This window comes from Phenylobacterium sp. (assembly GCF_004799395.1).
GTDB lineage: Bacteria > Pseudomonadota > Alphaproteobacteria > Caulobacterales > Caulobacteraceae > Phenylobacterium.
Window position 1 is genome coordinate 1 of the sequence record NZ_SSMZ01000161.1, and the last position, 20,228, is coordinate 20,228.

Annotated in this window: 23 protein-coding genes, 1 tRNA gene and 1 pseudogene; 12 read left to right on the forward strand and 13 right to left on the reverse strand. The window is 65.6% G+C overall.

All coding sequences use genetic code 11. The annotated features are described in order from the left end of the window. The 6 genes from E8A12_RS10470 to E8A12_RS10495 all read left to right on the forward strand — a co-directional run. On the forward strand, window positions 1–1,360 hold a 1,360-nt coding region (locus E8A12_RS10470; RefSeq protein WP_293368378.1), incomplete at its 5' end, for a glutamate synthase-related protein. Window positions 1,361–1,386: 26 nt separating this feature from the next. Then, window positions 1,387–2,838, forward strand: coding sequence for a glutamate synthase subunit beta (locus E8A12_RS10475; protein ID WP_293368380.1), 1,452 nt, complete (start codon window positions 1,387–1,389; stop codon window positions 2,836–2,838). A 54-nt stretch (window positions 2,839–2,892) separates the two neighbouring features. Beyond that, window positions 2,893–3,747 (forward strand): SMP-30/gluconolactonase/LRE family protein, encoded by an 855-nt coding sequence (locus E8A12_RS10480; protein ID WP_293368382.1) that lies wholly within the window; start codon window positions 2,893–2,895, stop codon window positions 3,745–3,747. A 55-nt stretch (window positions 3,748–3,802) separates the two neighbouring features. Continuing rightward, complete coding sequence (galE, locus tag E8A12_RS10485; protein ID WP_293368384.1) at window positions 3,803–4,855, forward strand: UDP-glucose 4-epimerase GalE; 1,053 nt, start codon at window positions 3,803–3,805, stop codon at window positions 4,853–4,855. Between the two features lie 155 nt (window positions 4,856–5,010). After that, the gene (locus E8A12_RS10490; RefSeq protein ID WP_293368386.1) at window positions 5,011–5,244 is read left to right on the forward strand and encodes a hypothetical protein; all 234 of its coding nucleotides are present in this window, start codon (window positions 5,011–5,013) and stop codon (window positions 5,242–5,244) included. 24 nt (window positions 5,245–5,268) lie between these two features. After that, complete coding sequence (locus E8A12_RS10495) at window positions 5,269–5,649, forward strand: helix-turn-helix transcriptional regulator (RefSeq protein ID WP_293368387.1); 381 nt, start codon at window positions 5,269–5,271, stop codon at window positions 5,647–5,649. On the opposite strand, the gene E8A12_RS10500 is transcribed toward E8A12_RS10495, so the two are convergent. Then, window positions 5,646–7,280, reverse strand: a complete 1,635-nt coding sequence (locus E8A12_RS10500; protein ID WP_293368389.1) for an AMP-binding protein — start codon at window positions 7,278–7,280, stop codon at window positions 5,646–5,648. The two genes, E8A12_RS10495 and E8A12_RS10500, sit on opposite strands and share 4 nt — an antisense overlap. Window positions 7,281–7,352: 72 nt before the next feature. Continuing rightward, window positions 7,353–7,814, reverse strand: coding sequence for an Lrp/AsnC family transcriptional regulator (locus E8A12_RS10505; RefSeq protein ID WP_293368391.1), 462 nt, complete (start codon window positions 7,812–7,814; stop codon window positions 7,353–7,355). Between the two features lie 307 nt (window positions 7,815–8,121). On the opposite strand from E8A12_RS10505, the gene E8A12_RS10510 reads away from it, so the two are divergent. Both E8A12_RS10510 and E8A12_RS10515 read left to right on the forward strand, forming a co-directional pair. Then, complete coding sequence (locus E8A12_RS10510; RefSeq protein WP_293368393.1) at window positions 8,122–8,382, forward strand: SWIB/MDM2 domain-containing protein; 261 nt, start codon at window positions 8,122–8,124, stop codon at window positions 8,380–8,382. Between the two features lie 201 nt (window positions 8,383–8,583). Beyond that, on the forward strand, window positions 8,584–9,885 hold the full coding sequence (locus E8A12_RS10515; RefSeq protein WP_293368395.1) for a hypothetical protein: 1,302 nt from the start codon (window positions 8,584–8,586) through the stop codon (window positions 9,883–9,885). A gap of 12 nt (window positions 9,886–9,897) precedes the next feature. Here the strand turns inward: E8A12_RS10515 and E8A12_RS10520 are convergent, their stop codons facing one another. Next, the gene (locus E8A12_RS10520; protein WP_293368397.1) at window positions 9,898–11,973 is read right to left on the reverse strand and encodes a DUF6351 family protein; all 2,076 of its coding nucleotides are present in this window, start codon (window positions 11,971–11,973) and stop codon (window positions 9,898–9,900) included. Window positions 11,974–12,650: 677 nt separating this feature from the next. Between E8A12_RS10520 and E8A12_RS10525 the strand changes: the two genes are divergently transcribed. The 3 genes and pseudogenes from E8A12_RS10525 to E8A12_RS10535 all read left to right on the forward strand — a co-directional run. After that, window positions 12,651–13,613, forward strand: a complete 963-nt coding sequence (locus E8A12_RS10525; RefSeq protein WP_293368399.1) for a hypothetical protein — start codon at window positions 12,651–12,653, stop codon at window positions 13,611–13,613. A 14-nt stretch (window positions 13,614–13,627) separates the two neighbouring features. Then, window positions 13,628–13,795: a hypothetical protein gene (locus tag E8A12_RS10530; RefSeq protein ID WP_293368401.1), complete on the forward strand. Its 168-nt coding sequence runs from the start codon at window positions 13,628–13,630 to the stop codon at window positions 13,793–13,795. Window positions 13,796–13,999: 204 nt separating this feature from the next. Continuing rightward, window positions 14,000–14,104, forward strand: a pseudogene (locus tag E8A12_RS10535) (transposase domain-containing protein); the annotation flags it as partial. On the opposite strand, the gene E8A12_RS10540 reads toward E8A12_RS10535, so the two are convergent. From E8A12_RS10540 to E8A12_RS10570, 7 genes are all read right to left on the reverse strand, one after another. After that, window positions 14,091–14,348 carry a DUF6429 family protein gene (locus E8A12_RS10540; RefSeq protein WP_293368403.1) on the reverse strand — a complete coding sequence of 86 codons (258 nt, stop codon included), beginning with the start codon at window positions 14,346–14,348 and terminating at the stop codon, window positions 14,091–14,093. The pseudogene E8A12_RS10535 and the gene E8A12_RS10540 sit on opposite strands and share 14 nt — an antisense overlap. Window positions 14,349–14,917: 569 nt before the next feature. Then, window positions 14,918–16,213, reverse strand: coding sequence for an ATP-binding protein (locus tag E8A12_RS10545; protein WP_293368405.1), 1,296 nt, complete (start codon window positions 16,211–16,213; stop codon window positions 14,918–14,920). 2 nt (window positions 16,214–16,215) lie between these two features. Then, window positions 16,216–16,872: an MEDS domain-containing protein gene (locus E8A12_RS10550; RefSeq protein WP_293368407.1), complete on the reverse strand. Its 657-nt coding sequence runs from the start codon at window positions 16,870–16,872 to the stop codon at window positions 16,216–16,218. A 341-nt stretch (window positions 16,873–17,213) separates the two neighbouring features. Continuing rightward, complete coding sequence (locus E8A12_RS10555; protein WP_293368409.1) at window positions 17,214–17,639, reverse strand: type II toxin-antitoxin system VapC family toxin; 426 nt, start codon at window positions 17,637–17,639, stop codon at window positions 17,214–17,216. Next, a complete protein-coding gene (locus E8A12_RS10560) occupies window positions 17,636–17,878 on the reverse strand; it encodes a type II toxin-antitoxin system prevent-host-death family antitoxin (RefSeq protein WP_293368411.1) in 243 nt (80 codons plus the stop codon). The genes E8A12_RS10555 and E8A12_RS10560 overlap by 4 nt, the downstream gene beginning before the upstream one ends. A 159-nt stretch (window positions 17,879–18,037) precedes the next feature. Next, window positions 18,038–18,193 carry a hypothetical protein gene (locus E8A12_RS10565; protein WP_293368413.1) on the reverse strand — a complete coding sequence of 52 codons (156 nt, stop codon included), beginning with the start codon at window positions 18,191–18,193 and terminating at the stop codon, window positions 18,038–18,040. A gap of 193 nt (window positions 18,194–18,386) precedes the next feature. After that, window positions 18,387–18,462 (reverse strand) — tRNA-Lys (locus E8A12_RS10570). 108 nt (window positions 18,463–18,570) lie between these two features. Here E8A12_RS10570 and E8A12_RS10575 point away from each other — a divergent pair. Further along, window positions 18,571–18,891 carry an Hpt domain-containing protein gene (locus E8A12_RS10575; protein WP_293368415.1) on the forward strand — a complete coding sequence of 107 codons (321 nt, stop codon included), beginning with the start codon at window positions 18,571–18,573 and terminating at the stop codon, window positions 18,889–18,891. 105 nt (window positions 18,892–18,996) lie between these two features. On the opposite strand, the gene E8A12_RS10580 is transcribed toward E8A12_RS10575, so the two are convergent. The 3 genes from E8A12_RS10580 to E8A12_RS10590 form a co-directional block, all read right to left on the reverse strand. Continuing rightward, a complete protein-coding gene (locus tag E8A12_RS10580; protein ID WP_293368417.1) occupies window positions 18,997–19,320 on the reverse strand; it encodes a metalloregulator ArsR/SmtB family transcription factor in 324 nt (107 codons plus the stop codon). Window positions 19,321–19,325: 5 nt separating this feature from the next. Then, window positions 19,326–19,799 carry an SRPBCC domain-containing protein gene (locus tag E8A12_RS10585; protein WP_293368419.1) on the reverse strand — a complete coding sequence of 158 codons (474 nt, stop codon included), beginning with the start codon at window positions 19,797–19,799 and terminating at the stop codon, window positions 19,326–19,328. An 84-nt stretch (window positions 19,800–19,883) separates the two neighbouring features. Then, a complete protein-coding gene (locus E8A12_RS10590; protein ID WP_293368421.1) occupies window positions 19,884–20,210 on the reverse strand; it encodes a chorismate mutase in 327 nt (108 codons plus the stop codon). Window positions 20,211–20,228: the final 18 nt, after the last annotated feature.

Sequence of the window (20,228 nt, forward strand, 5' to 3'; positions counted from 1 at the left end):
CAACGGCCTGCGCACCCGCATCGCGGTGCAGGTCGATGGGGGCCTGCGCACCGGCCGCGACGTGGCGATCGGGGCGCTCTTGGGCGCCGATGAGTTCGGTTTCGCCACCGCGCCGCTGATCGCGGCCGGCTGCATCATGATGAGGAAGTGCCATCTCAACACCTGTCCGGTAGGCGTGGCGACCCAGGATCCGGTGCTGCGGGCGCGCTTCACTGGCCAGCCTGAGCATGTGATCAACTACTTCTTCTTCGTGGCCGAAGAGCTGCGGGCGATCATGGCCGAGATGGGCTTTGCGACGGTCAACGAGATGATCGGCCGCGTCGACCGCATCGACCTGGCGCCGGCCGTCGAGCATTGGAAGGCGGCGGGCGTCGACCTGTCGCGCATCCTCTACGCCGCGCCCGCGGAGGCCGCGAAGGGCCTCTGGAACCAGGATCGCCAGGACCACGGCCTTGGCAAGGCGCTGGACAATGTGCTGATCGCCGACGCCAAGGACGCGCTGGAGACCGGCAAGCCCATGCGCGGCGAGTTCGCTGTGCGCAACGTCAACCGCACCGTGGGCGCCATGCTCTCCGGCGAAGTGGCCCGCCGCTACGGCCACGCCGGCCTGCCGGACGACACCATCTCGCTGACCTTCCGCGGCGCCGCCGGCCAGAGCTTCGGCGCCTTCGCCGCCCGCGGCGTCTCCCTGGAGCTGATCGGCGACGCCAACGACTATGTCGGCAAGGGCCTGTCGGGCGGGCGCGTGATCGTGCGCCAGCCGCCCGAGGCGCGGCGCGACCCCACCTGCAACATCATCGTCGGCAACACGGTCCTCTACGGCGCCATCGCCGGCGAGGCCTATTTCGAGGGCGTGGCCGGCGAGCGGTTCGCCGTGCGCAACTCCGGCGCCGTGGCGGTGGTCGAGGGCCTGGGCGACCACGGCTGCGAATACATGACCGGCGGCGTGGTCGTCGTGCTGGGCGACACCGGCCGCAACTTCGCCGCGGGGATGAGCGGCGGCGTGGCCTATGTCTACGATCCGGCGGCCCGCTTCGAGGTGCTTTGCAACAAGGCGATGGTCGAGCTGGAGCCGGTGACCGCGACGATCGGCGGCGGCGACAACGGTCGTCCCAGCCAACGCTCGGTCTCCGTCGAGGACAACGGCATGGGCGACATGCTGGCCTTCGACGCTGAACGCCTGCGCATCCTGATCGAGCGCCACCACCTGCACACCAAGAGCGCGCGCGCCGCCGAGATCCTGGCCAACTGGGACCAGGCGCTGCCGTCCTTCGTCAAGGTGATGCCCACAGACTACCGCAAGGCCCTGGTTGACCTTGCCGCCGAACGCGCGACGGCCCCCGCCGTCGCCGCGGAATAATCTTTCAAGTTCCGGAGATCATCCCGATGGGCAAGCCCACCGGCTTCCTCGAGATCGAGCGCAACGACCGCACCTATGACAAGGTCGGCGAGCGCCTGAAAACCTGGAAGGAATTCGTCCAGCCGCTGGCGCTGACCGAGGTCTCGCGGCAGGCGTCGCGCTGCATGGATTGCGGGATTCCGTTCTGCCACCAGGGCTGCCCGGTCAACAACCAGATCCCCGACTTCAACAACCTGGTCTACCGCGACCAGTGGAAGGCGGCGCTGGAGAACCTGCAGTCGACCAACAACTTCCCGGAGTTCACCGGCCGCGTCTGCCCCGCGCCCTGCGAGGCCTCCTGCACGCTCAACATCCCGGACACCCCGGTGACCATCAAGACGATCGAATGCCAGATCGTCGACCGCGGATGGGAAGAGGGCTGGATCACGCCGCAGATGTCGCCGCGCGGCACGGGCAAGCGTGTCGCCGTGGTGGGCTCCGGCCCCGCGGGCCTGGCCTGCGCCCAACAGCTGGCCCGCGCCGGCCACGCGCCCACCGTCTTCGAGAAGTCCGACCGGATTGGCGGCCTGCTCCGCTACGGCATCCCCGACTTCAAGATGGAGAAGCACCTCATCGACCGCCGCGTGCGCCAGATGGAGGCCGAGGGCGTGATCTTCCGCACCGGTTTCGAGGTTGGCGTGACGGTCTCGGTGCAGCGCCTGCTGGACGACTACGACATGCTGGTGATGGCCGGCGGCGCGGAAGCCGGACGCGACCTGGAGGTCCCGGGCCGCGAGCTGGACGGCGTCCACTACGCGATGGAATTCCTGACCCAGCAGAACAAGCGCAACGCCGGCGACTCGGAGGCCATCGCGGCGCCGACGGGCACGATCTCCGCCAAGGGCAAGCACGTGGTGGTCATCGGCGGCGGCGACACCGGCAGCGACTGCATCGGCACCTCCAACCGCCATGGCGCGGCCTCGATCACCCAGCTGGAGATCATGCCGCAGCCGCCGGAGCGCGAGAACAAGCTGATGACCTGGCCGGACTGGCCGCTGAAGCTGCGCGTCTCGTCGTCCCAGGAAGAGGGCTGCGAGCGCGACTTCGCCGTCGCCACCAAGCGCGCTATCGGCCAGGAGGGCAGGATCACCGATCTGGAATGTGTGCGTCTGGAGTGGGTGACGGGCGAAGACGGCCGGATGCGCATGGCTGAGGTCTCGGGCTCGGAGTTCACGATCAAAGCCGACCTCGTGCTGCTGGCCATGGGCTTCACCGGGCCGCGAGTCGTGGGGCTGGTGGAGAACGCCGGCGTCGAGCTCGATCCGCGCGGCAATGTGGCGGCCAACGTCGCCAACTACCAGACCAGCGTGCGCAACATCTTCACCTGCGGCGACATGCGCCGTGGCCAGTCCCTGGTGGTCTGGGCGATCCGCGAGGGCCGCCAATGCGCCCGCGCCGTCGACGAAGCCCTGATGGGCGCCTCCAAGCTGCCGCGCTAGACCCCCGCGTCTTGGGCTGGCAGAAGCCTGAGCTCGTTTGAGCGGAGGCGCCGGATGGACGTGCGTTGCGTAGTGAAGTCCGACGACCGGCTGGGCGAGGGGCCCGTCTGGTCGGCGCTCGAGGGCCGGCTCTACTGGTTCGATATCAAGGGTAAGCGGCTCGCCTGGTACGAGCCCAAGACCGATGAGCGCGGCGCCTTCGATCTGCCATTCCGCGCCAGCGCCGCCGCTCCGCGCCGCCAGGGCGGCTTGCTGATGGCCACCGACAAGGGCCTGGTGATCTGCGATCCCGACCAGGGCGCGATGGAGATCGTGCGCGCCTACGAACTCCCGCCGGGCTTCCGCACCAACGACGGCAAGATCGACCTGGATGGGAACTTCTGGTGGTCGACCATGGACGACAACCACGGCGAAAGGACCGGCGCCGTCTACCGCACGCGGCCGGACCTGGAGACCGAGCGGATGCTGACTGGCATCCACATCCCCAACACGATCTCGGTCAGCCCGGACGGCAAGACCCTCTACGTCGCCGACTCCAAGCTGCAGACCATCTTCGCCCATGAGATGGCGAACCTTTCGAACCTGCGGAACTTCGCCCACACCGCCGGCGCGCCGGCCAGCCCCGACGGCTCGGCCGTCGACGCCAAGGGCTATCTCTGGAACGCCCAGTGGGGCGGCTGGAGGATCGTGCGCTACGCGCCGGACGGGGCGATCGACACGATCGTACCGATGCCCGTCCAGCAGCCCTCCAGCTGCGCCTTCGGCGGCGAGGACATGACCACGCTCTTCGTCACCAGCGCGTGGGACGAGCTGTCCATGGGCGCGCGGGCCTCACAGCCGTTGGCCGGCGGCCTGTTCGCGATCGAGACCGGCGTGAAGGGTTTGGCGCTGCCGCTGTTCGAAGGCTGAGCGGCCAGGCGGCCTTAACTGGAATTTGAGGCGGCGTCCGGCCAGTATGGCGGCCATGTCGACTGCTTCACCCCCCGCCGTGCTGGTCACGGGCGGCGCCGGCTATATCGGCGCCCACACCGCCAAGGCCTTGCACGAACAGGGCTTTCTGCCGGTGGTGTTCGACGATCTAAGTTCCGGCTCGCGCGGGTCGGTGCGCTGGGGGCCGCTGATCGAGGGCGACCTGCGCGACCGCGGAGCCCTGACCGAGGCTCTGGCGACCCACCGGGTGAGCGCGGTGATCCACTTCGCCGGCCTGATCGAGGTCGGCCGCTCGACCGCAAAGCCGGACCTCTTCTGGGAGGTCAACGTCGGCGGCACGATCAATCTCTTGACCGCGATGCGCGAGCAGGGTGTCGGGCGGCTGGTGTTCTCGTCCAGCGCCGCCGTCTACGGCCAGGGCGGCCGTGGGCCCCTGGAGGCCATCGTCGAGACCGCCGACAAGGCGCCGGCCAGCCCCTACGGCGACACCAAGCTCGCCGCCGAGCGGATGATCTCCGCCCAATGCCGCGCCTATGGCCTGACCGCCGTGGCGCTCCGCTATTTCAACGCCGCCGGCGCCGACCCTTCCGGCCTGATCGGCGAGGCGCATGAGCCGGAGACGCATCTGATCCCGCTGGCCATCGCCGCGGCGCTGGGCGACGGCAAACCGCTCACCATCTTCGGCCAGGATTTCGACACCCCGGACGGAACCTGCCTGCGCGACTACGTCCACGTGACCGATCTGGCCGCCGCCCATCTGGCCGCGCTCACCGTCGAACTGCCGGCCGGCGCCTTCGAGGCGGTGAACGTCGGCAGCGGCGAGGGCCGTTCGGTGTCGCAGGTGGTCGAGGCCGTCGGCCGCGCGGTGGGCGCCGCCGTACCGCACGGCGTCGGTCCTCGCCGCGCCGGCGATCCGCCGAGCCTGGTGGCCGATCCGCGGCGAGGGCGCGAGCTCCTGGGGTGGACGCCGCGCCACTCCTCGCTGGACGAGATCGTCGCCGACGCCCTGCGGTGGGAGCGCAGCCCCGCCTACGGCGCCGGGCGGCGCGATCCCGCCAACCGGCGCAAATCGTCCGCGCCGGCCTAGCAGGTCCCGCAATCAGGATGAATGTTACAGGCTGTAACTGATCGGCGATAAGGCTGCATCGAAGGGCCGCCAGCCTACGGACGATTTTTGCGGAACGGCGCCTTGCTTTCGCCTCCGCAATGCTCAAGGTTCGGTCCCGGCGCTTGGGGGAAACTATGGGCCAGATGACTGCTGAGCGAGCGAAGGAGCTCGCTCAAGGCTTGATGGAAGTCCTGACCTCTTACGAGGAGGAGCTGATGGCGCTCGAACGTGAAAACCCCGGGATGGGACAACTTCGCCGGGCCGTGGGAATCACCATCGCCGAAGCGTGCTATGTGATCACCGACCAGGGCATTCCCCAGCCGGAATGGGCGCCGCCTGCCGACGACGCAGCCCGGCGCGCGCGTTAGTTCAGCCAGATTTCCGGAGACACCATGGCCCGCAAGCCCGATGCGCTCGCCGACCCTATCGACATCGCAGTTGGCGCGAGAATCCGGCTGCTGCGAAAGGTCCGAGGTCTCTCCCAGCAGGCGCTGGCCGAGGCTGCCGGCGTCACCTTCCAGCAGATCCAGAAGTACGAGCGCGGCGCCAACCGGGTGAGCGCCTCGATGCTCTCGCGGATCGCTGCGACCCTGCAGGCGCCCGTCTCGGAAATGTTCGGCGATGTCACCCCGGCCAGCGGCGCGATCGATGAGGTGGCGGCCCTGCTCGCCGAACCCGGCGCGCTGGAGTTGCTGCGCGCCTATTCGTTCCTGCCGCGCGGCGCCTCGCGCGCCGCCCTCGTGGAGTTTGTCCGCAGCCTGAAGGTGGTCTAGGCGGTCACGCCCAGGGTCGCCACGGCGCGGTCCTTGATCGCCTTGTAGTCGACCTTACCGTTGGGAGCCCGGCCGATGGTGTCGACCAGCACCAGGTCGCGTGGCGCCTTGTAACCGGCCAGCGAGCGGCGCACGTGCTCACTGAGCTCCGCCAGCGTCGGCTGGGTGTCGCCATCGATCTCGACCACCGCGCAGATCCGTTCCCCGAAGCGGGCGTCCGGCAGGCCCACCACCACCGCATCGCGCACATTGACATGGGTCTTCAGCGCCTCCTCGACCTCTTCGGGGAAGACCTTCTCGCCGCCGGTGTTGATGCAGACCGAGCCGCGGCCCAGGAGCTTAAGCGAGCCGTCGGCGTTCACCTCCGCCCAGTCGCCCGGCACGCTCCAGCGCACGCCCTCGATGACCTTGAAGGTCTTGGCGGTCTTCTCCTCGTCCTTGTAGTAGCCGCGCGGCAGGAGGCCGCTCACCGCCACCATGCCGCGTTCGCCCGAGCCGGGCTGCACGCGCCGGCCGTCTTCAGTGAAGATCACGCAGCTAGGCCCGGGCGTGAAGGCTGCGGTTTTCGCCTCGGCGCCCGGCGCGGACGCCGAGACGCCCAGGCCCACCGCCTCCGACGAGCCGAAGCTGTCGAAGATCATGGCGTTTCGGGCGTGGCTCAGCAGGCCCTGCTTGTTCTCCTGGCACCACATGGAGCCAGACGAGCTCATGGCGCGGACGCTGGAGAGGTCCCAGCGGCCCGGATGGGCCTCCAACGCCTCAAGCATGGGCGTCGAAAAGGCGAGGCCCACGATCACGATGTTGCTGGCCGGCAGGCGGTCCGTCTCGTCCCAAAGCTCCATGGCGTTGAATTTGCGCGAGGGCAGGTAGGCGGCCACGCCGCCGGCGTTGAAGCAGATGAGGTTCGAGAACTGGCCGGTGCCGTGCATCAGCGGACAGGCGATCAGGGTCACTGGCCGCTGGTGCTCGGGCGACAGGATGCGGGCGATCAGCTCCTCTGTCGAGGTGGCGGGCGGAATCCCCAGCAGTGCGTTGCCGCCGGCGCCGATGACGTTGAAGAGGTCGTCCTGGGCCCACATCACACCCTTCGGCATGCCCGTGGTGCCGCCGGTGTAGAGCAGCAGCAGGTCGTCGCCGGACCGCCCCCAGGGCGCCTTCACCGGCCGGACGGCGGGAACCTGGGCCACGATGGCGTCGTAGTCCTCGGCCCAGTCCGGAACCGGATGGCCGGGCTCCGCCACCGCGATCCAGGCCTTCACGCGGCTCAGGCGGCCCCGAATGGCTTCCAGGACCTGGGTGAAGCCGGCGTGGAAGACCACAGCCTCGGCGTCGGCGTTGTCGAACAGGTAGAACAGCTCTTCCGGTCCGTAGCGGTAGTTGGTGTTCACCGGCGCGAAGCCGCCCTTGAACGCCGCGTAATAGGCCTCGATGTACTCCGGTCCGTTGTACAGGAAGGCCGCCACCTTGGCCTGGTGGCCCAGTCCCCTGGCGATGAGATGGGCGGCGAACGCGTCGGCGCGGGCGTCGAACTGCGCCCAGGTCAGCACCCGATCGCCCTGGATGGTGGCGGGCCGCTCAGGCTGGGCGGCGGCGATCGCCTCCCACACGTCCGCGAAGGTCCAAGAACTCACCGCATCCTCCCGAAAATCTTCTTGTTTGGGGGGAAGTTGGCGTCCTGGGCGCTGCGTAAGTCAACCGCCCGTTCAGATCGGAAGCGCCGTCGTGAACTTGATCTGCTCCATGGCGAACGACGAGGAGACATCCTGCAGAGGCGCCGCGGCGATCAGGCGCTTGTAGAAGGCGTCGTAGGCGGAGATGTCGCGCACCACGACCTTCAGCAGATAGTCGGTCTCGCCGGACATCCGGTAGAACTCCACCACTTCAGGCAGGCTCGCTGCGCCCTTGGCGAAGGCGTTCAGCCATTCCTCGTCGTGGCGGCTGGTGCGGATCGATACGAAAACCACCAGGCCCAGGTCCAATTGCTCGCGGTCGAGGATCGCCACGCGACGCTCGATCACGCCGGCGTCGGTCAACCGTTTCACCCGCTTCCAGCAGGGCGTTTGCGAAAGGCCCGCCCGCTCCGCCAGTTCGGCGATCGGCACGGTGGCGTCGGCCTGCAGTTCCCGCAGTATCCGCCGATCGATAGGATCGAGAACAATCGACATGCCGTGGATCCCCATCTGAGAATCTCGTTCTACGGCGGCGTGCGTCGGCGCGCTACGTCGGCTGTCGGCGGTCGTCCAGCGGCGATGCTGAATCGCCAATCCGCCCGCCCAGCCCGCTCGGCGAAGGTCACGGGGGCGTTACCAAACGGCGCTTAAATCGTGGTTTTGCACGCCAGAGGCGAATGCCGAGCGTTTCCTAGGTGACGCGAGGCGCATTGCGCTCCTAGGATACCGCCAAGCGACTCAGTTCACGCACATTCGACGTGTGGCCGCAGACGCCTAAAATCTAGCTGGGGGAGCCCAACAAATGGCTGACGCCAAGAAAACCAACGCCCTTCAAAAGCCGCTCACGCCGTCGCCTGAATTGGCCGCCGTGGTCGGTCCGGGGCAATTGTCCCGCGGCGAAGTGGTTTCGAAGATCTGGGAATACATCAAGAAGAACAACCTTCAGGACCCGACAAACAAGCGCGACATCCTGGCCGACGCCAAGCTGAAGCCGGTGTTCGGCGGCAAGGACAAGGTCAGCATGTTCGAGATGAACAAGCACCTCGCCGGCCATCTGAAGTAGCCGATAGCCTGCCGGCAGGCGCCACGCCCGCCACGCTCATTTGAGTCGCAGAGGCCTCGCTGGTTCGCCCGGCGGGGCTTCTTGCTGTTCAGGTCCTGAGCTTTTCGACGTTCCGGCCGCATTTCTCGCCGCCTGTACGCCTTCGCTTAACCCCGACCTGCGACTTTCCCACCCGGGAAGGTTGCGCCAGGAGAGATGGTGGTGAGCGAAAGCGCTGCAGTCGCGAGCCGTAAAGCCGAGCCCGCCGGCGCGCGGCCGGAGTCTCAGGGCGCGCAACTGGACGCCCTGGCTCAGGCTCAGCTTTCCGGCGCCCTGCGGCTCGTCTCATCAGACGCCGAGACCCAGATCGAACGCTTCTGCGACCCGCAGTTGCTGGCGTCCGGCAAGGTCAACATCATCTCCCTGGAAGCCGTGCAGAAGCGCTTCGGCGATCGCTGGCAGGGCCGCAAAGACCAGGTCTTCGACTTCGCGAACCGCGTCCTCGAGCGAAGCCTGGGCGAGCGCGGCGTCTCCATCCGCGTCTCGGACATGGATTATTTCATCGTCCACCCGGACCTCAGCCGCCTGGCCGGCCAGGCCGCCTGCCTGCGATACCTGCGCGAGATTCTCGGCCACTTCCTGGGTCACGACAAAGACGCCGGCGTCGGCGTACTGCAGGTGACCAAGATCAGCCACGGCCGGTTGCAGGCCGAGCAGGTGGACGCCACGGCGGCGGAAGCCATGCTTGCCGCGGCCACTGTGGACGAAGGCGCGCACCGCCTCGGCGCCTTCCACGAGGACTCCGACATCACCACCAAGCTGGTGAACCGTTGGACGCCCTTCGTGGCGGTGGACGGACGCCAGTTGCGGGTTTCGGCGACGCTGGAGCCGGTCTACGAACTCAAGGGCTTCACCCGCATCGGCTTCAGGATGATCCGCCGGGTCATCGTGATCTCAACGGCCGAGGAGCTTTCGGCTCAGCAGGTCGCCTGCCTGTCGGCCAGCGACATCATGCGGGCGGACCTGGCCACCATCACCCGCGGAATTGACCGCCTCCGCGCCGAAGCCGGCGGCGAGCGACAGCTCAGCCTGATCGTGCCGCTCTCCTTCACCAGCCTATCGAGCCAGAAGGGCAGGGCCGAACTCGTTGAGCCGCTTAAGGAAGCTGGCGGCCTGGTCCGGCTGGGCGTCGTCTGCGAAATCCTCGACGTCGAGGGCGTTCCGCCCGGCGCCCTTTTGGCCGCGGCCTCCCTGGTCCGGCCGTTCTCGCTCTTGGTGGTGGGCCGGATGACGGGCTCGACCGCGGCTTCGATGGAGCGGATGAAGGGCGCGGGCCTGCAGGCGCTTTCCTTCGAATGCCCGCAGGGGCTGGGCGACGCCGAGTTCATGGGCTGGGCCACGACAACCATCGCCGCGGCGAAGAAGGTGGCCAAGTCCGTCCTGGTCTATCGCGTCTCGTCGCCCCAACGCGCGGCGACGCTCGCGTCGCTGGGCGCGACGCACGTGAGCCTCACCGCCGGCTGAGACCGGAGTGTCTCAGTAGCGCTGATAGGCGCCCTTGAGCGGGACCTGACCCACGCCGGGCTTGGAGAAGTCGCAGACGCCGGTCGGGAAGATCACTTTCAACCGCGCCATCTGGGCGGGCGTGAACCTGACCTTGTAGTCGGTCGCCTTCACCGGCTTCAGGCTGCATTTGAGTATGTCGTTGGCGATCGGCGCTCCGGCCTCGATCCGCGGCTCGGAGTGGTTCGGATAGGTCGCGTTGTAGCCACCGGGGCCGTTCCATGTGGCCTTTTCCGCGTGCTTGGCCCCGTCGGCGCTGAAATAGGCGTCCTTGGCCTCGGCGGGCTTGTCCCTGACCACCTTGGCGTGGCTCAGCGGCGCGGGGTCGGCGGCCAGTCTGTCCAGCCACACGGTCATAGCGTCGAGCGCCTGGCCGGACATCAGGGCGAAAGACCTGGCGACCGCCGGGTCGTTGCGCGGACCCCCGGGCTGAGCGCCGGGGCCCACCCAGAAGACCTCGTTGTCGCCGTCGCCGTTGGCCTTCACCAGGCGCGCGCGGATCGACATGTCGCGCTCGCGGCTGTGGATGTCGCCCAGCGGGTCGTTGTAGGTGCGGTAGTGCAGGATCGGCACGGTCGCGAGGCCGCCGCCGCCGCCGTTCAGCAAGCCGGACGCATAGGCCGCCCTCAGCGCGACCGGGTCGCCGTGGCTGCGCGCATCGGAAAAGGCGCCGTCGTCGTCGTAGCCGCCGATCTTCTCGTTGAGGTCCAGGAACTCATCGACGCTGATCTTGCCGGCGTTCAGCCCCTTCAGGCCGTATTGCAGGCCGACATTGTCCTCGGTCTTGCGCGCGTAGCCGGTCTTTGGATCGCGCCCGTAGATGTTGACCCGCATGTCGGCGAGCGCGCAGCGGGCGCCCTTGGGATTGGTCTGCTTGTCCCAGACCAGGCTCTGGTCCTTCAGGTCGCAGCCCGGCTTGTTGGCGGAGTTGGAGACCGGCACGAAGGAGGCTTCCCAGGCGCGGCAGGTGCCGGGCGTGAAGCCCTCGACCGCGGTCTTCTTCTCCTGGCTCCAGCCCTTGCCGGCGTCGGACTTCCAGAATTTCTGCAGGACGCCGCAGTCGGCGGTGTGCAGGGTCGAATCCGGGAACGACAGCGATGGCTGCAGGCCATCCAGCAGGCCCGGATACATCTGGGTGATGGTCAGTTGCTGGATCGCGCCGCCGGAGCCGCCATTGCCGACGGTCCACCTGGGAACCCCGTGGACCTTGATGAAGTGTTCTTTCAGCATCATCAGCGTTTCGCCCTGCAGGACGGCGTTGCCGTGCAGGTTGTTGACCAGCTCGGTGTCGACCGCATGCGCGAAGCCGCGTGACAGGTAGAGGTCGCTGAGCGCGGCCTGGGCGTCGTTGACGCCCTGATTGTACTTGGCGCCTGCCCCGCCGCCGAAGCTCACCGCCAGGCGGTGGTTCCAGCCCTTGGGGTCGGCCAGCATGGCGATGCGGTAGATGCTGCGGTTGACCGTGCCGGACTCCACGCGGACCACGTAAGGCACGCTCGCGCCGTCGATGGTGGTGGTGGTCGCCAGGTCCGCGGGGCGGTCCGCCGGGCTGGCCAGCGGTTTGAATTTCCCGTCCGTCGAGCGGTAGAAATAGTCGGTCCGCTCGGCCGCCGAACAGTCCTTGTCCAGCGGCTTGCCCAGCCCGGATTCCTCGGTGCGGCACTCGTAAGGGCTGATGTGCGGGCCCGACACGATCGGTCCGGCGAGCGGATAGTCCGTGACAATCAGCGTCGCCTTGGCCACGCCCGCATGGGCTGACAGGGTGTTCATCCCGTCATTGAGGCCGCCCACCAGGCCGCGCAGACTGTGGCTGGCCGGATCGAGCCGCAGCTCGCCGCTGACGTCTTTGCCGTTCAGCGTCAGGGTCACGCCCTTGGCCGCGCCCCGGACCTCGACCAGCGCATCACCGCCGCTGACCATCTCCGGCCGCGAGGACAGGACGCGGATTTTCAAGGCGGCAGGCGCATCCGCCGCCCGCGCCGCGCCGCCGAGGCTCAAGACCGCCAAAGCGCCCAGGGCCAGCCGCCGCGTCGTCACGCCCATACTCATCGCCCCATCCTCCCAGTCTTTCTGCAAGCTTGTCTGCTTGCGGGCGCCGACGCAATCGCCGCGCGAGGCCGCGGCGCGGTCGCGAAGGGGAAGTCGCTGAATCTGCGTAAGAAAAAGGTGGGTGCTAGGGGATTCGAGCCCACGACCCGCCGATCAAGTGTCAGCGGAATTGCGAGCCGAAGGCCAATCGAACGAGCTCTGCAGAAATACCCAAGACCGGTCCGGCCAGGGCGAGCTTTTGATCGAGTGTGCAGAGGTTAGCTCCGTTGTCGGCGCTAATAGCGAGATGAAGGCTGTCGCCGGCCCTTACGGGCGCGTTCAGCCGAGAGCGCGACAAGGGACGATTGGTGCGCGCAGTCGTGCCGCTACAAGCCTCCCGCGGCTGCTGAACATGGCATGGCGAAGCTCGAAAAGAACACCGCGAGCACAAGGCGGTGAGCGGCTCTCTAGACCGCCATTGGGGGAGTCTGGTTTCGGGCAGATCGCCGAAAGTCCGGCTCCTGGCGGCAAGCCCATGACCGCGTTCACCGGTTGAGCCCACCACCCAAAGCTGACCTTCTTGAGCACTTTCCAACCACGTGCAGCCGCTCACCGAACATGATTTGCCAAGGCGGCCATTCCAGGAGAATAGGTACGTCAAGCGGCGCGCACGGGGGCGGCGCGAGCCGGAGAATTCCATGCGTATCGCAAGGGTCGCAGGGTCGCTCGCCTTGGCCATTGTCGGTCTGGGCGCTTTCGGGGGGGCGGCGATAGGCCAGTCCCAGTCGCCGTCAGCGCCCGCCGGCCGCAAGCTCACGCTCGACGGCGACTGGCGCATCAACTTCACCATGTCGATGGAGGCGCCGCCGGGGGCCTCCGCGCTGATCGTCTCCGAACAGGAGGCCAAGGTCGTGGCCGCGCAGGCGGGAAAGGCGTTGTCGGACGACTTCGCCGCCCAGCTGGACCCGGAACTTCCGCTGATGGTGCTGCAGTCGGATGGACTGCCCATCGTCCGTGGCCAGCGGCGGACGCGCGTGGTCGTGCAGCCGGCCGACGGCAAGCTTCCCTACACCGCCGCCGCGCGAAAGGAGCTCGCTGGTCCCCCGCCGCCGGAGGTCTTCGACAACCCGGAAAACCGGCCAAACGCCGAGCGCTGCCTGGTGGGACAGGGTCAGCCTCCGTTCGAGCAGTTCAGCCTCGACAACCAGATCCAGATTGTCCGGACGCACGATGCCGTCGTTATCCACGTCGAGTACGGCGACGATCTTCGCGTTGTGCCCTTGACCGACAAGCACGCGCCGAAAGCCCTTTGGTCACGGCTCGGCGACTCCATCGGCCATTGGGAAGGCAAGACCATGGTCATCGAGACCGTCGGCATGCCGGATGGCGACCGCATGCGGCTCGCGCCGACGCTGATCGTACCCGGCGAGGCGACGGTGATCGAGCGCCTGACCCCGATCTCTGACCGCGAGCTGCTCTACCAATTCACCGTGATCGCCCCGAAGACCTACGCCGGTCCGTGGCTGGGCGAGTTCTCGTGGTTCCGGACCGACAAGCCGATGTACGAGCACGCCTGCCACGAAGGGAACCACTCCCTACCCAACATCCTTGCCGGCGCCCGCCATGACGAAGCTGTCGCCAAGGCCGCCGCCGGCCGTTGAGGGGAGCAAGAAAAATGCAAGCACCTGTGGTCTCATTCTTCGCCGCGGCCTTGGCCAGGGTCGTTCCCCTCGGGGCGGAGTTCGCCGCCTATGTCGATCAGCTTCGCGACCTCCTCGCGGCCAGTCGGGGCCCGACGGCTCAAGCGAAAGATCTGAAGTCGGAGCTCGAATGGCGCCACTGATTGCGCCGGCCATCGAAAGCCGTCTGCACCCAGGTCCGCTTTCCACCACCCGAACCGGCCTTTTACGGTGTCTTCAACAAGGACGTGAAGGTCTCAGGGAGCTTGGCGCGGCGAGCGTCTGCGATTGGCTTCCAAAGCGTCTCGGCCAGGTACTCGGGCTTGTAGTCCACAATGTGGGGGATCACGTAGTTCTTGCCTGGGAGGTACCTCACCGACGTCATCACGCGGATCGTCCAGGGCCATCCGCAGAGCCGGATCGATCAGCTGATGCTCTGGGCCTATGCGCGGGTCGCTTCTACGCCCGCCTAAAGAGCTCATCGAACACGGCCTCGGCGCGCTTCACGCCATCTTCTGTGAGCCACACCGACTTGGCCTTGCTGACCGGATCGTCGATCAGGCCCTTCTCGTGCAGCCGGTTCATCACGCCCCAGTCGAAGGACTTCCAGGTCCGCAGGGCTCTGCTGAACGGATCCTTCTGCCAAACCCCCAGCAGGAGCAGCGCCAGAGCGGCGTCATCGATGCGATCGGTGTCCACGGGCGGCTTGGGATCCATGGCGGGCCTCCGCCTAAATCCTACACCTGGCGACGGCATCGGCTAGCGCCGTGGTCTCGGGACGCCGCTTACGCTGCTGGTTGGGCAGGGACAAACTTAGGTCGGTGTCTAGCAGCGCCCTTCCGAAGGCACGCGGACACACGGAACTATTCGGATATCGCGCGGACACAAAAATCGCGAGGCGCCCGGTTCCGGTCAGGCGCAATTCGCCCAATCCACGCGCGGCTATAGCCCATGACCTCCGGCCATTCAGCCATGGCGGCTAAGCACCTTGCCGAACATGGCATGGCGAAGCTCGAAAAGAACGTCGCGAGCACAGAGCGGTAAACGGCGCTGTAAACCGCCGTCCCCGAAGGGATCACCTTCTTCGGGACCACATTGAAAACATGGAGGGAAAATGGTGGTGATGTCAGGCTAACGCCAACTAGGCTCCAGCTTGCGCCGACCGGCCAGTTTCCAGGCCGACCAACACGACCGCTTCCCCGCGTCGTTCAGGGCCAAATGGGCAGTTGTCCTGGCCTCCATGAGCCTTTTCAGTCTGTCGACGTGGCGGCGATGCGCGCCGCTATTCAGGCTCGATGCTGGCGAACTTGATCGCCTTGGCCCACGTTCGTCGACAACTCAAATTGGAAAATCGAGCCTTTGTCGGTTCCCCGCGTCGCCCAAATACGACCGTCATGGCTTTCGATAATGGATTGGCAGATGGAAAGGCCAATTCCCATACCACGCTCTTTGGTGGTGAACATGGGCTTGAAAATATCATCGCAGTTGAATGGATCGACACCCGTGCCAGTATCCTCAACGGAGACGTAGACAATATTTGGTTTTCTAGCGGCGGATTTTATGATCAATATTCTATTGGATACAGATTTCATCGCCTCAATTGCGTTCATAACCAAGTTCAAGACGACTTGCTGCAATTGAACTCGGTCTACATCGACGTTTGGGATTGATTCATCTAGTTCTGTACGTATCTCTACATGATTAGACTGCAGCTCATACCTTAGAATGGCAAGAACCGTGAAGATCAACTCGTTTAAGTCGATTGCTTCTCTAGCTTGCGTATCCCTTTTGAACATTCCTCGTAGGGCTGTAATGATTTCGCCTGCGCGGTGACCGGCCCTCTCGATTTGATCCAGCGACCCTTGCGCCTCTTCTATGTTTGGCTCTCTCAATGCGAGCCATCGTTGGGCTGAACTAGCTGCCATTAAAATTCCGGCTAGTGGCTGGCTGATCTCATGAGTGATAGACGCTGAAAGGACTCCTGCTGTCGCCACGCGATTCAAGTGAGTCAGCTCATTCATTGTCCGCTGTAATTCGGACGTTCTTTCGATCACCTTCATCTCAAGTTGATCGCGGGCTTTGCGAACTTCTTCTTCCGCCTCGCGCCGTTCGTGAACCAAGTTCGCGCCGCGGAAGGCTGTCGCCGCATGATTCGCAGCCACTGTGAGCAGCATCCTGTCAGTATCGGTTGGGAATTCGCTACGCTCACAGCCGACGGCTACCAGACCGGCATACCCTTTGAACCCAATAGGAATAATAATACCGCGGAGTGGTTTCAGTCTGTCATCAATGTCATCTACAATGAGCTGCTCACGCAAAGATTCATCGAGAGTAGAAAGTTGGGCCTGGAGCCAGTCAAAAAATTCGCTGGTGGCGCATCCACTCGTGACATCGATCGTCACCCCTCCAGCGGGGTTGAGCAAACGCACAAATGCAAAATCAAAATCCAACGACCCCGTCAGGATGTCGGCCAGCCCGGCGGCGATCGGGCGCGGCTCGACCCCGATCCACCCTGCCGGAAGGGTCGAAAGTGCGACTAAATCCCGGAGCGCTGCCCGCAGTCGGAGATTTTCGTCAGCCATCACTAATGGTGGGCTTGGATCGCGCTGCTCCGAGCCGCCCTTCTCTCCCGCAATTCAACGAGGAACTGGTCTGGGGCAACAAAAAACGGGTTTTCCTGGAGCACCCCGCCGACGATCACGACGGGATGAACCCGCAGCATGTCCATCACCAAGCTGGCGCTGAAGTTCGTCAGATCGTAAGTACAGATTACCGGATCGTTGTATTTGGATACAGCGTAGTTGACGCGTGACTCGTATTCTAACCAGTTATCTTCGCCTGCCCTTTCCACCAGGGACGGTTCCACTCGCGACACAAATCTGATGCGGGGAGCGCCGGGCGCCGCCGCTGATCCGAGCATCTCGTCGAGCAGGGCCAGCATACCATCCTGATCGAAGCAATCGTCGCGCAGGTAAGCGTCCTGCCAGCGCCGCAGCTCCAGCTGTCCGGTCGCCATAGCCTGTTCCACGTCTATGCCAGCTTCGGCGAGTCGCCTTAGATGATCCTCTCGCAGCTCGGGATCCACGATATGAAAGGCTTTGTCGCCCCGCTCGAACCCCTCTTTGATGAACGAGCGCAGCACCCTGTGCTGCTCTTCGAAGCCATTGAAAAAAGCGCAAATGTGACACTGCTTGCCAAGCACGCCGCCAGCTACGTGGATGTGACTTTCCTTGCCGGGCATGAACGACCTCCGCGAGAAAGGAATTCTGCCTACCGCTCCGGCAGCACGCTCCATGAATACCAGCCGGCATTCTCAAGATGGATGCCGGTTTCGAGTGTCAGGTTAGCCCCGTGAGCCCGGGGCGGCAATCGGGGGCGTCGTTGAAGCCTTCAGTCCCGCCACGACCGTCAAAGATGGGCGCCGCAAAAACCGAGCCTTGGCTTCGACCAGGGATTTGAGAGGCGACGTCGCCGCCTGATTGGCGGAGCAATGTTCCGCGGTCTGAGCAGCGCGGGTGCTCGGGGATTCGAATCCACGACCCGCTGATTAGGAGTCAGCGGAATTGCCGGCCAAGGTCCTAATCAAACCAGCTCAGCGAAGATCCCCAAAGCCGGTCCAGCGTTCGCGAGCTTTTGGTCGAGTGTACAGAGCTTGGCTCCGTGGTCGGCGCTAATGGCGAGATGAAGGCTATCGGCGGCCCTTAGGCCCAACTCGTGCCGGTCTGCGTACCGGGCGGCTAAGCGAAAGTGCAATCCGTTGGCAGACAGAATTGTGAAACTCTCGGTGACCAGTCGTTGGAACTGGGCCAACGCAGCGGATCGGTGACCCACCTCGATTTGTCCGGTCCGCAGCTTGATTGAAAGAGCTGACGATACTTCCGTGATAACCCAATCACTGATGGCGAGATCCTGGGGATCTTGTTCAGCAAGCCACCTTTGGATGCGGGCCGTCTCGTTCTCGCGCGTGAGCGCCGCGACGATCAGCGAGGTGTCGAGGTACAAATTCAATAGCGCTCGCCGTCACGCATGCTGCGAATCGTCACGGCCGCGGTTTCTGTTTGTACCGGCATGGTGTCGGTCAACGCCCTTAACCCGTCCAAATCGATAGGCGCTCGCGGCGGCGCAACTTGCGATAGCTGAGCAATCGGCTTGCCTCGGCGTGTAATCCGCACCGAGTCGCCTTGCGCCACGCGGCTAACCAATTCGCTCAGGTGGGCCTTGGCGCTTGCAAGGGTCACGTCTGTCACTGCGTTCTCCAGACCAGTTAGTTGGTCACGTATACGCCGACGGGCACGTTCAGCCAAGAGCACGACCGAGCACGACATTGGCGAAATTACCCCATCTTACCGCGCGCAGTAGCGCCAGGGATGCGCCCGCCAGCACTACTGCTGTTCGCGTTGCTCATCTCATGCCTGCCGTCCGCCGCCGACCCAGGCGCGGGTATCGTTCGTGAAGGCTCGGTGCAAAGGCGCGTGGGCGTAGGCCATATGGCCGCCGACGTACTGGCGCTGGAGGACGCGATCGCGCGGATAGTCGCACTGGGTCACCAGGTAGGGATCCAACAAGGATTTGGCGGAGAAACAGGGAAAGGCACACTTTTCGGGAAGCCCCAGAGAACCGGCGCCCAAATGGCGGCAATCTTCGGCCAGCAGGCGCGAACAGAGACCCGGCTTTGGGGCCGATCGTTGGCTAAGTCGCGACAACTCGGGAGTTCTGCGAAACCCAGAACCAGACTCCGCTGGAGCCTGGACTGAGTGGTGGGTGCTGGGGGATTCGAACCCACGACCCGCTGATTAAGAGTCAGCTGCTCTACCAACTGAGCTAAGCACCCGCCGTCGCACCGGATCTGAAACTGAGGCAGTATCGAGCCCCGGCGGCGAGGGCGCGGAAAATACGCGAAAACGCGGTCTTGGCAAGGCATGTACGGCAGGGGGGTTAAGTGGCGGCGCAAGGCTCTGACGGCGCAGTGGATTTTGGCTACCTGGAAGGCTTCGCGGTCGGCGACCGGCAGGTGATCGCCGAGGTGCTCGCCCTGTTCCGGCGACAGGCGGAGAGCTGGGCCGGGTCGCTGGACGCCGCCGACCCGGGCTGGCGGGACGTCGTGCACACCATCAAAGGCGCCGCGCGTGGCGTCGGGGCCAACCGGCTGGGCGACATCTGCGCGCGCGCCGAGGCGGAGGGCGAGGGCGAACTGCCCGCGGTCCGTGCGGCGCTGAACGCGGCTGTGGCCGATATCGCCGCCTACCAGGCGCGGACCTAGCGTTCCGACGCAGTGATTATGACTCTTTGAGCGACCGCCCGTCGCGTCGCGATGGCCAGCCATCCGTGGGCCGAGCCAACCCGTCAAATTCACAGCGTCGCAACACTAGTCCTCCTCCTCGGCCAGCAGGTCGCCCAGGGCGTCCATTCGGCGCTCCCAGAGCGCGCGATGCTCGGCCGCCCACTGCTCGACGGCGCGGAAGCCCGTGGCCTGCAGGCTGCAGGTCCGCACGCGGCCGAGCTTTTCGGTGCGCACGAAGCCGGTGTCCTGCAGCACCCGCAGGTGCTGTGCGACCGCGGTCAAGGTGACGCCCAGCGGATCGGCGAGGCGCGAGACCGACTTAGGTCCCAAGGTCAGGCTGGCGATGATCGCCCGGCGCGTCGGATCGCCAAGCGCCTGGAACATGCGGTCGATATCGGCGGCGGGCATCGGGGTCAGTTCGCCATCACCTGGCCGAGCCTATTCAGCAGGGCGATCCAGCCGTCCTTGCGCATCTGCGGTCCGTCCGCGCCCTCGTAGAAGCAGGCCTTGTGGGTGAGCACCACCTTGGTCCCGTCGCCGTCGGCGAACAGTTCGAAGCAGATCAGCGACGTGGATATCCGGCGAGCGCCGAAGGTCATGCTGGTGGTCGCGACGATGCGGCTATTGGGAACGATATCCTCGAAGCGGCCCTCGTTGACCATCACCAGGCCGGGGAAGGGAGTCTTGTCCCCCAGGCGGAAGGTGCTGCGCTCGGCGCCACCCACCCGGAAGTCCACCTCGAAACTTTCGACCTCGTGGCTGTCGGATTCGGCATACCAGCGGCGCACCTTCGCCGGCTCGGACAGGTAGGCGAAGACCCGCTCGGCGGCGGCGGAATAGGTGCGCTCGATCACGAAGGTGTCGTGGATCACTGCGGACTCAGTCATGGGAGATCTCTGCCTAGTTGGTGAAGTTTGGACTTCACTATTTGCTCGCGCGAAGGGTCAGTCAAGTGAGCACTTCAGTATAAGCTAGGCTCGCTCGCGAAACGCGTCCCAGGCGCCGAACTCGTGGGCGATGCAGCGCTCGATGAGCGTGCGCCAGACCGGCTCGGCGATTTCCTCGGAGAGGCCGGCGTCGCGGGCCGCGGCCTTGACCTTGGCGACCACGTCCTCGACGCGGGCATTGTCGCGCACGGCTGCGCGGTCGGCCTTTATGCGCGCGGCGGCGTCCATGTAGCGCTGTCGTTCGGCCAGGACGGCGACCAGCAGGCGGTCGAGCGCGTCCACGCCGGCGCGAACGTCGGCCATGGTCGCGCAGTCGGCGGGGGCGGGCCGAGGGTCGGTCGAGAAATCCATGCTGAACTCGTCTGCTAG

What these genes read in the sequence shown, in the direction of transcription:
- E8A12_RS10540 (WP_293368403.1), bottom strand. Translation starts at nt 14,348, where the DNA reads ATGGATCCCAAGCCGCCCGTGGACACCGATCGCATCGATGACGCCGCT.
- E8A12_RS10545 (WP_293368405.1), bottom strand. Translation starts at nt 16,213, where the DNA reads ATGGCTGACGAAAATCTCCGACTGCGGGCAGCGCTCCGGGATTTAGTC.
- E8A12_RS10525 (WP_293368399.1), top strand. Translation starts at nt 12,651, where the DNA reads ATGCGTATCGCAAGGGTCGCAGGGTCGCTCGCCTTGGCCATTGTCGGT.
- E8A12_RS10475 (WP_293368380.1), top strand. Translation starts at nt 1,387, where the DNA reads ATGGGCAAGCCCACCGGCTTCCTCGAGATCGAGCGCAACGACCGCACC.
- E8A12_RS10505 (WP_293368391.1), bottom strand. Translation starts at nt 7,814, where the DNA reads ATGTCGATTGTTCTCGATCCTATCGATCGGCGGATACTGCGGGAACTG.
- E8A12_RS10495 (WP_293368387.1), top strand. Translation starts at nt 5,269, where the DNA reads ATGGCCCGCAAGCCCGATGCGCTCGCCGACCCTATCGACATCGCAGTT.
- E8A12_RS10520 (WP_293368397.1), bottom strand. Translation starts at nt 11,973, where the DNA reads ATGAGTATGGGCGTGACGACGCGGCGGCTGGCCCTGGGCGCTTTGGCG.
- E8A12_RS10490 (WP_293368386.1), top strand. Translation starts at nt 5,011, where the DNA reads ATGGGCCAGATGACTGCTGAGCGAGCGAAGGAGCTCGCTCAAGGCTTG.
- E8A12_RS10530 (WP_293368401.1), top strand. Translation starts at nt 13,628, where the DNA reads ATGCAAGCACCTGTGGTCTCATTCTTCGCCGCGGCCTTGGCCAGGGTC.
- E8A12_RS10590 (WP_293368421.1), bottom strand. Translation starts at nt 20,210, where the DNA reads ATGGATTTCTCGACCGACCCTCGGCCCGCCCCCGCCGACTGCGCGACC.
- E8A12_RS10585 (WP_293368419.1), bottom strand. Translation starts at nt 19,799, where the DNA reads ATGACTGAGTCCGCAGTGATCCACGACACCTTCGTGATCGAGCGCACC.
- E8A12_RS10550 (WP_293368407.1), bottom strand. Translation starts at nt 16,872, where the DNA reads ATGCCCGGCAAGGAAAGTCACATCCACGTAGCTGGCGGCGTGCTTGGC.
- E8A12_RS10510 (WP_293368393.1), top strand. Translation starts at nt 8,122, where the DNA reads ATGGCTGACGCCAAGAAAACCAACGCCCTTCAAAAGCCGCTCACGCCG.
- E8A12_RS10480 (WP_293368382.1), top strand. Translation starts at nt 2,893, where the DNA reads ATGGACGTGCGTTGCGTAGTGAAGTCCGACGACCGGCTGGGCGAGGGG.
- E8A12_RS10580 (WP_293368417.1), bottom strand. Translation starts at nt 19,320, where the DNA reads ATGCCCGCCGCCGATATCGACCGCATGTTCCAGGCGCTTGGCGATCCG.
- galE (WP_293368384.1), top strand. Translation starts at nt 3,803, where the DNA reads ATGTCGACTGCTTCACCCCCCGCCGTGCTGGTCACGGGCGGCGCCGGC.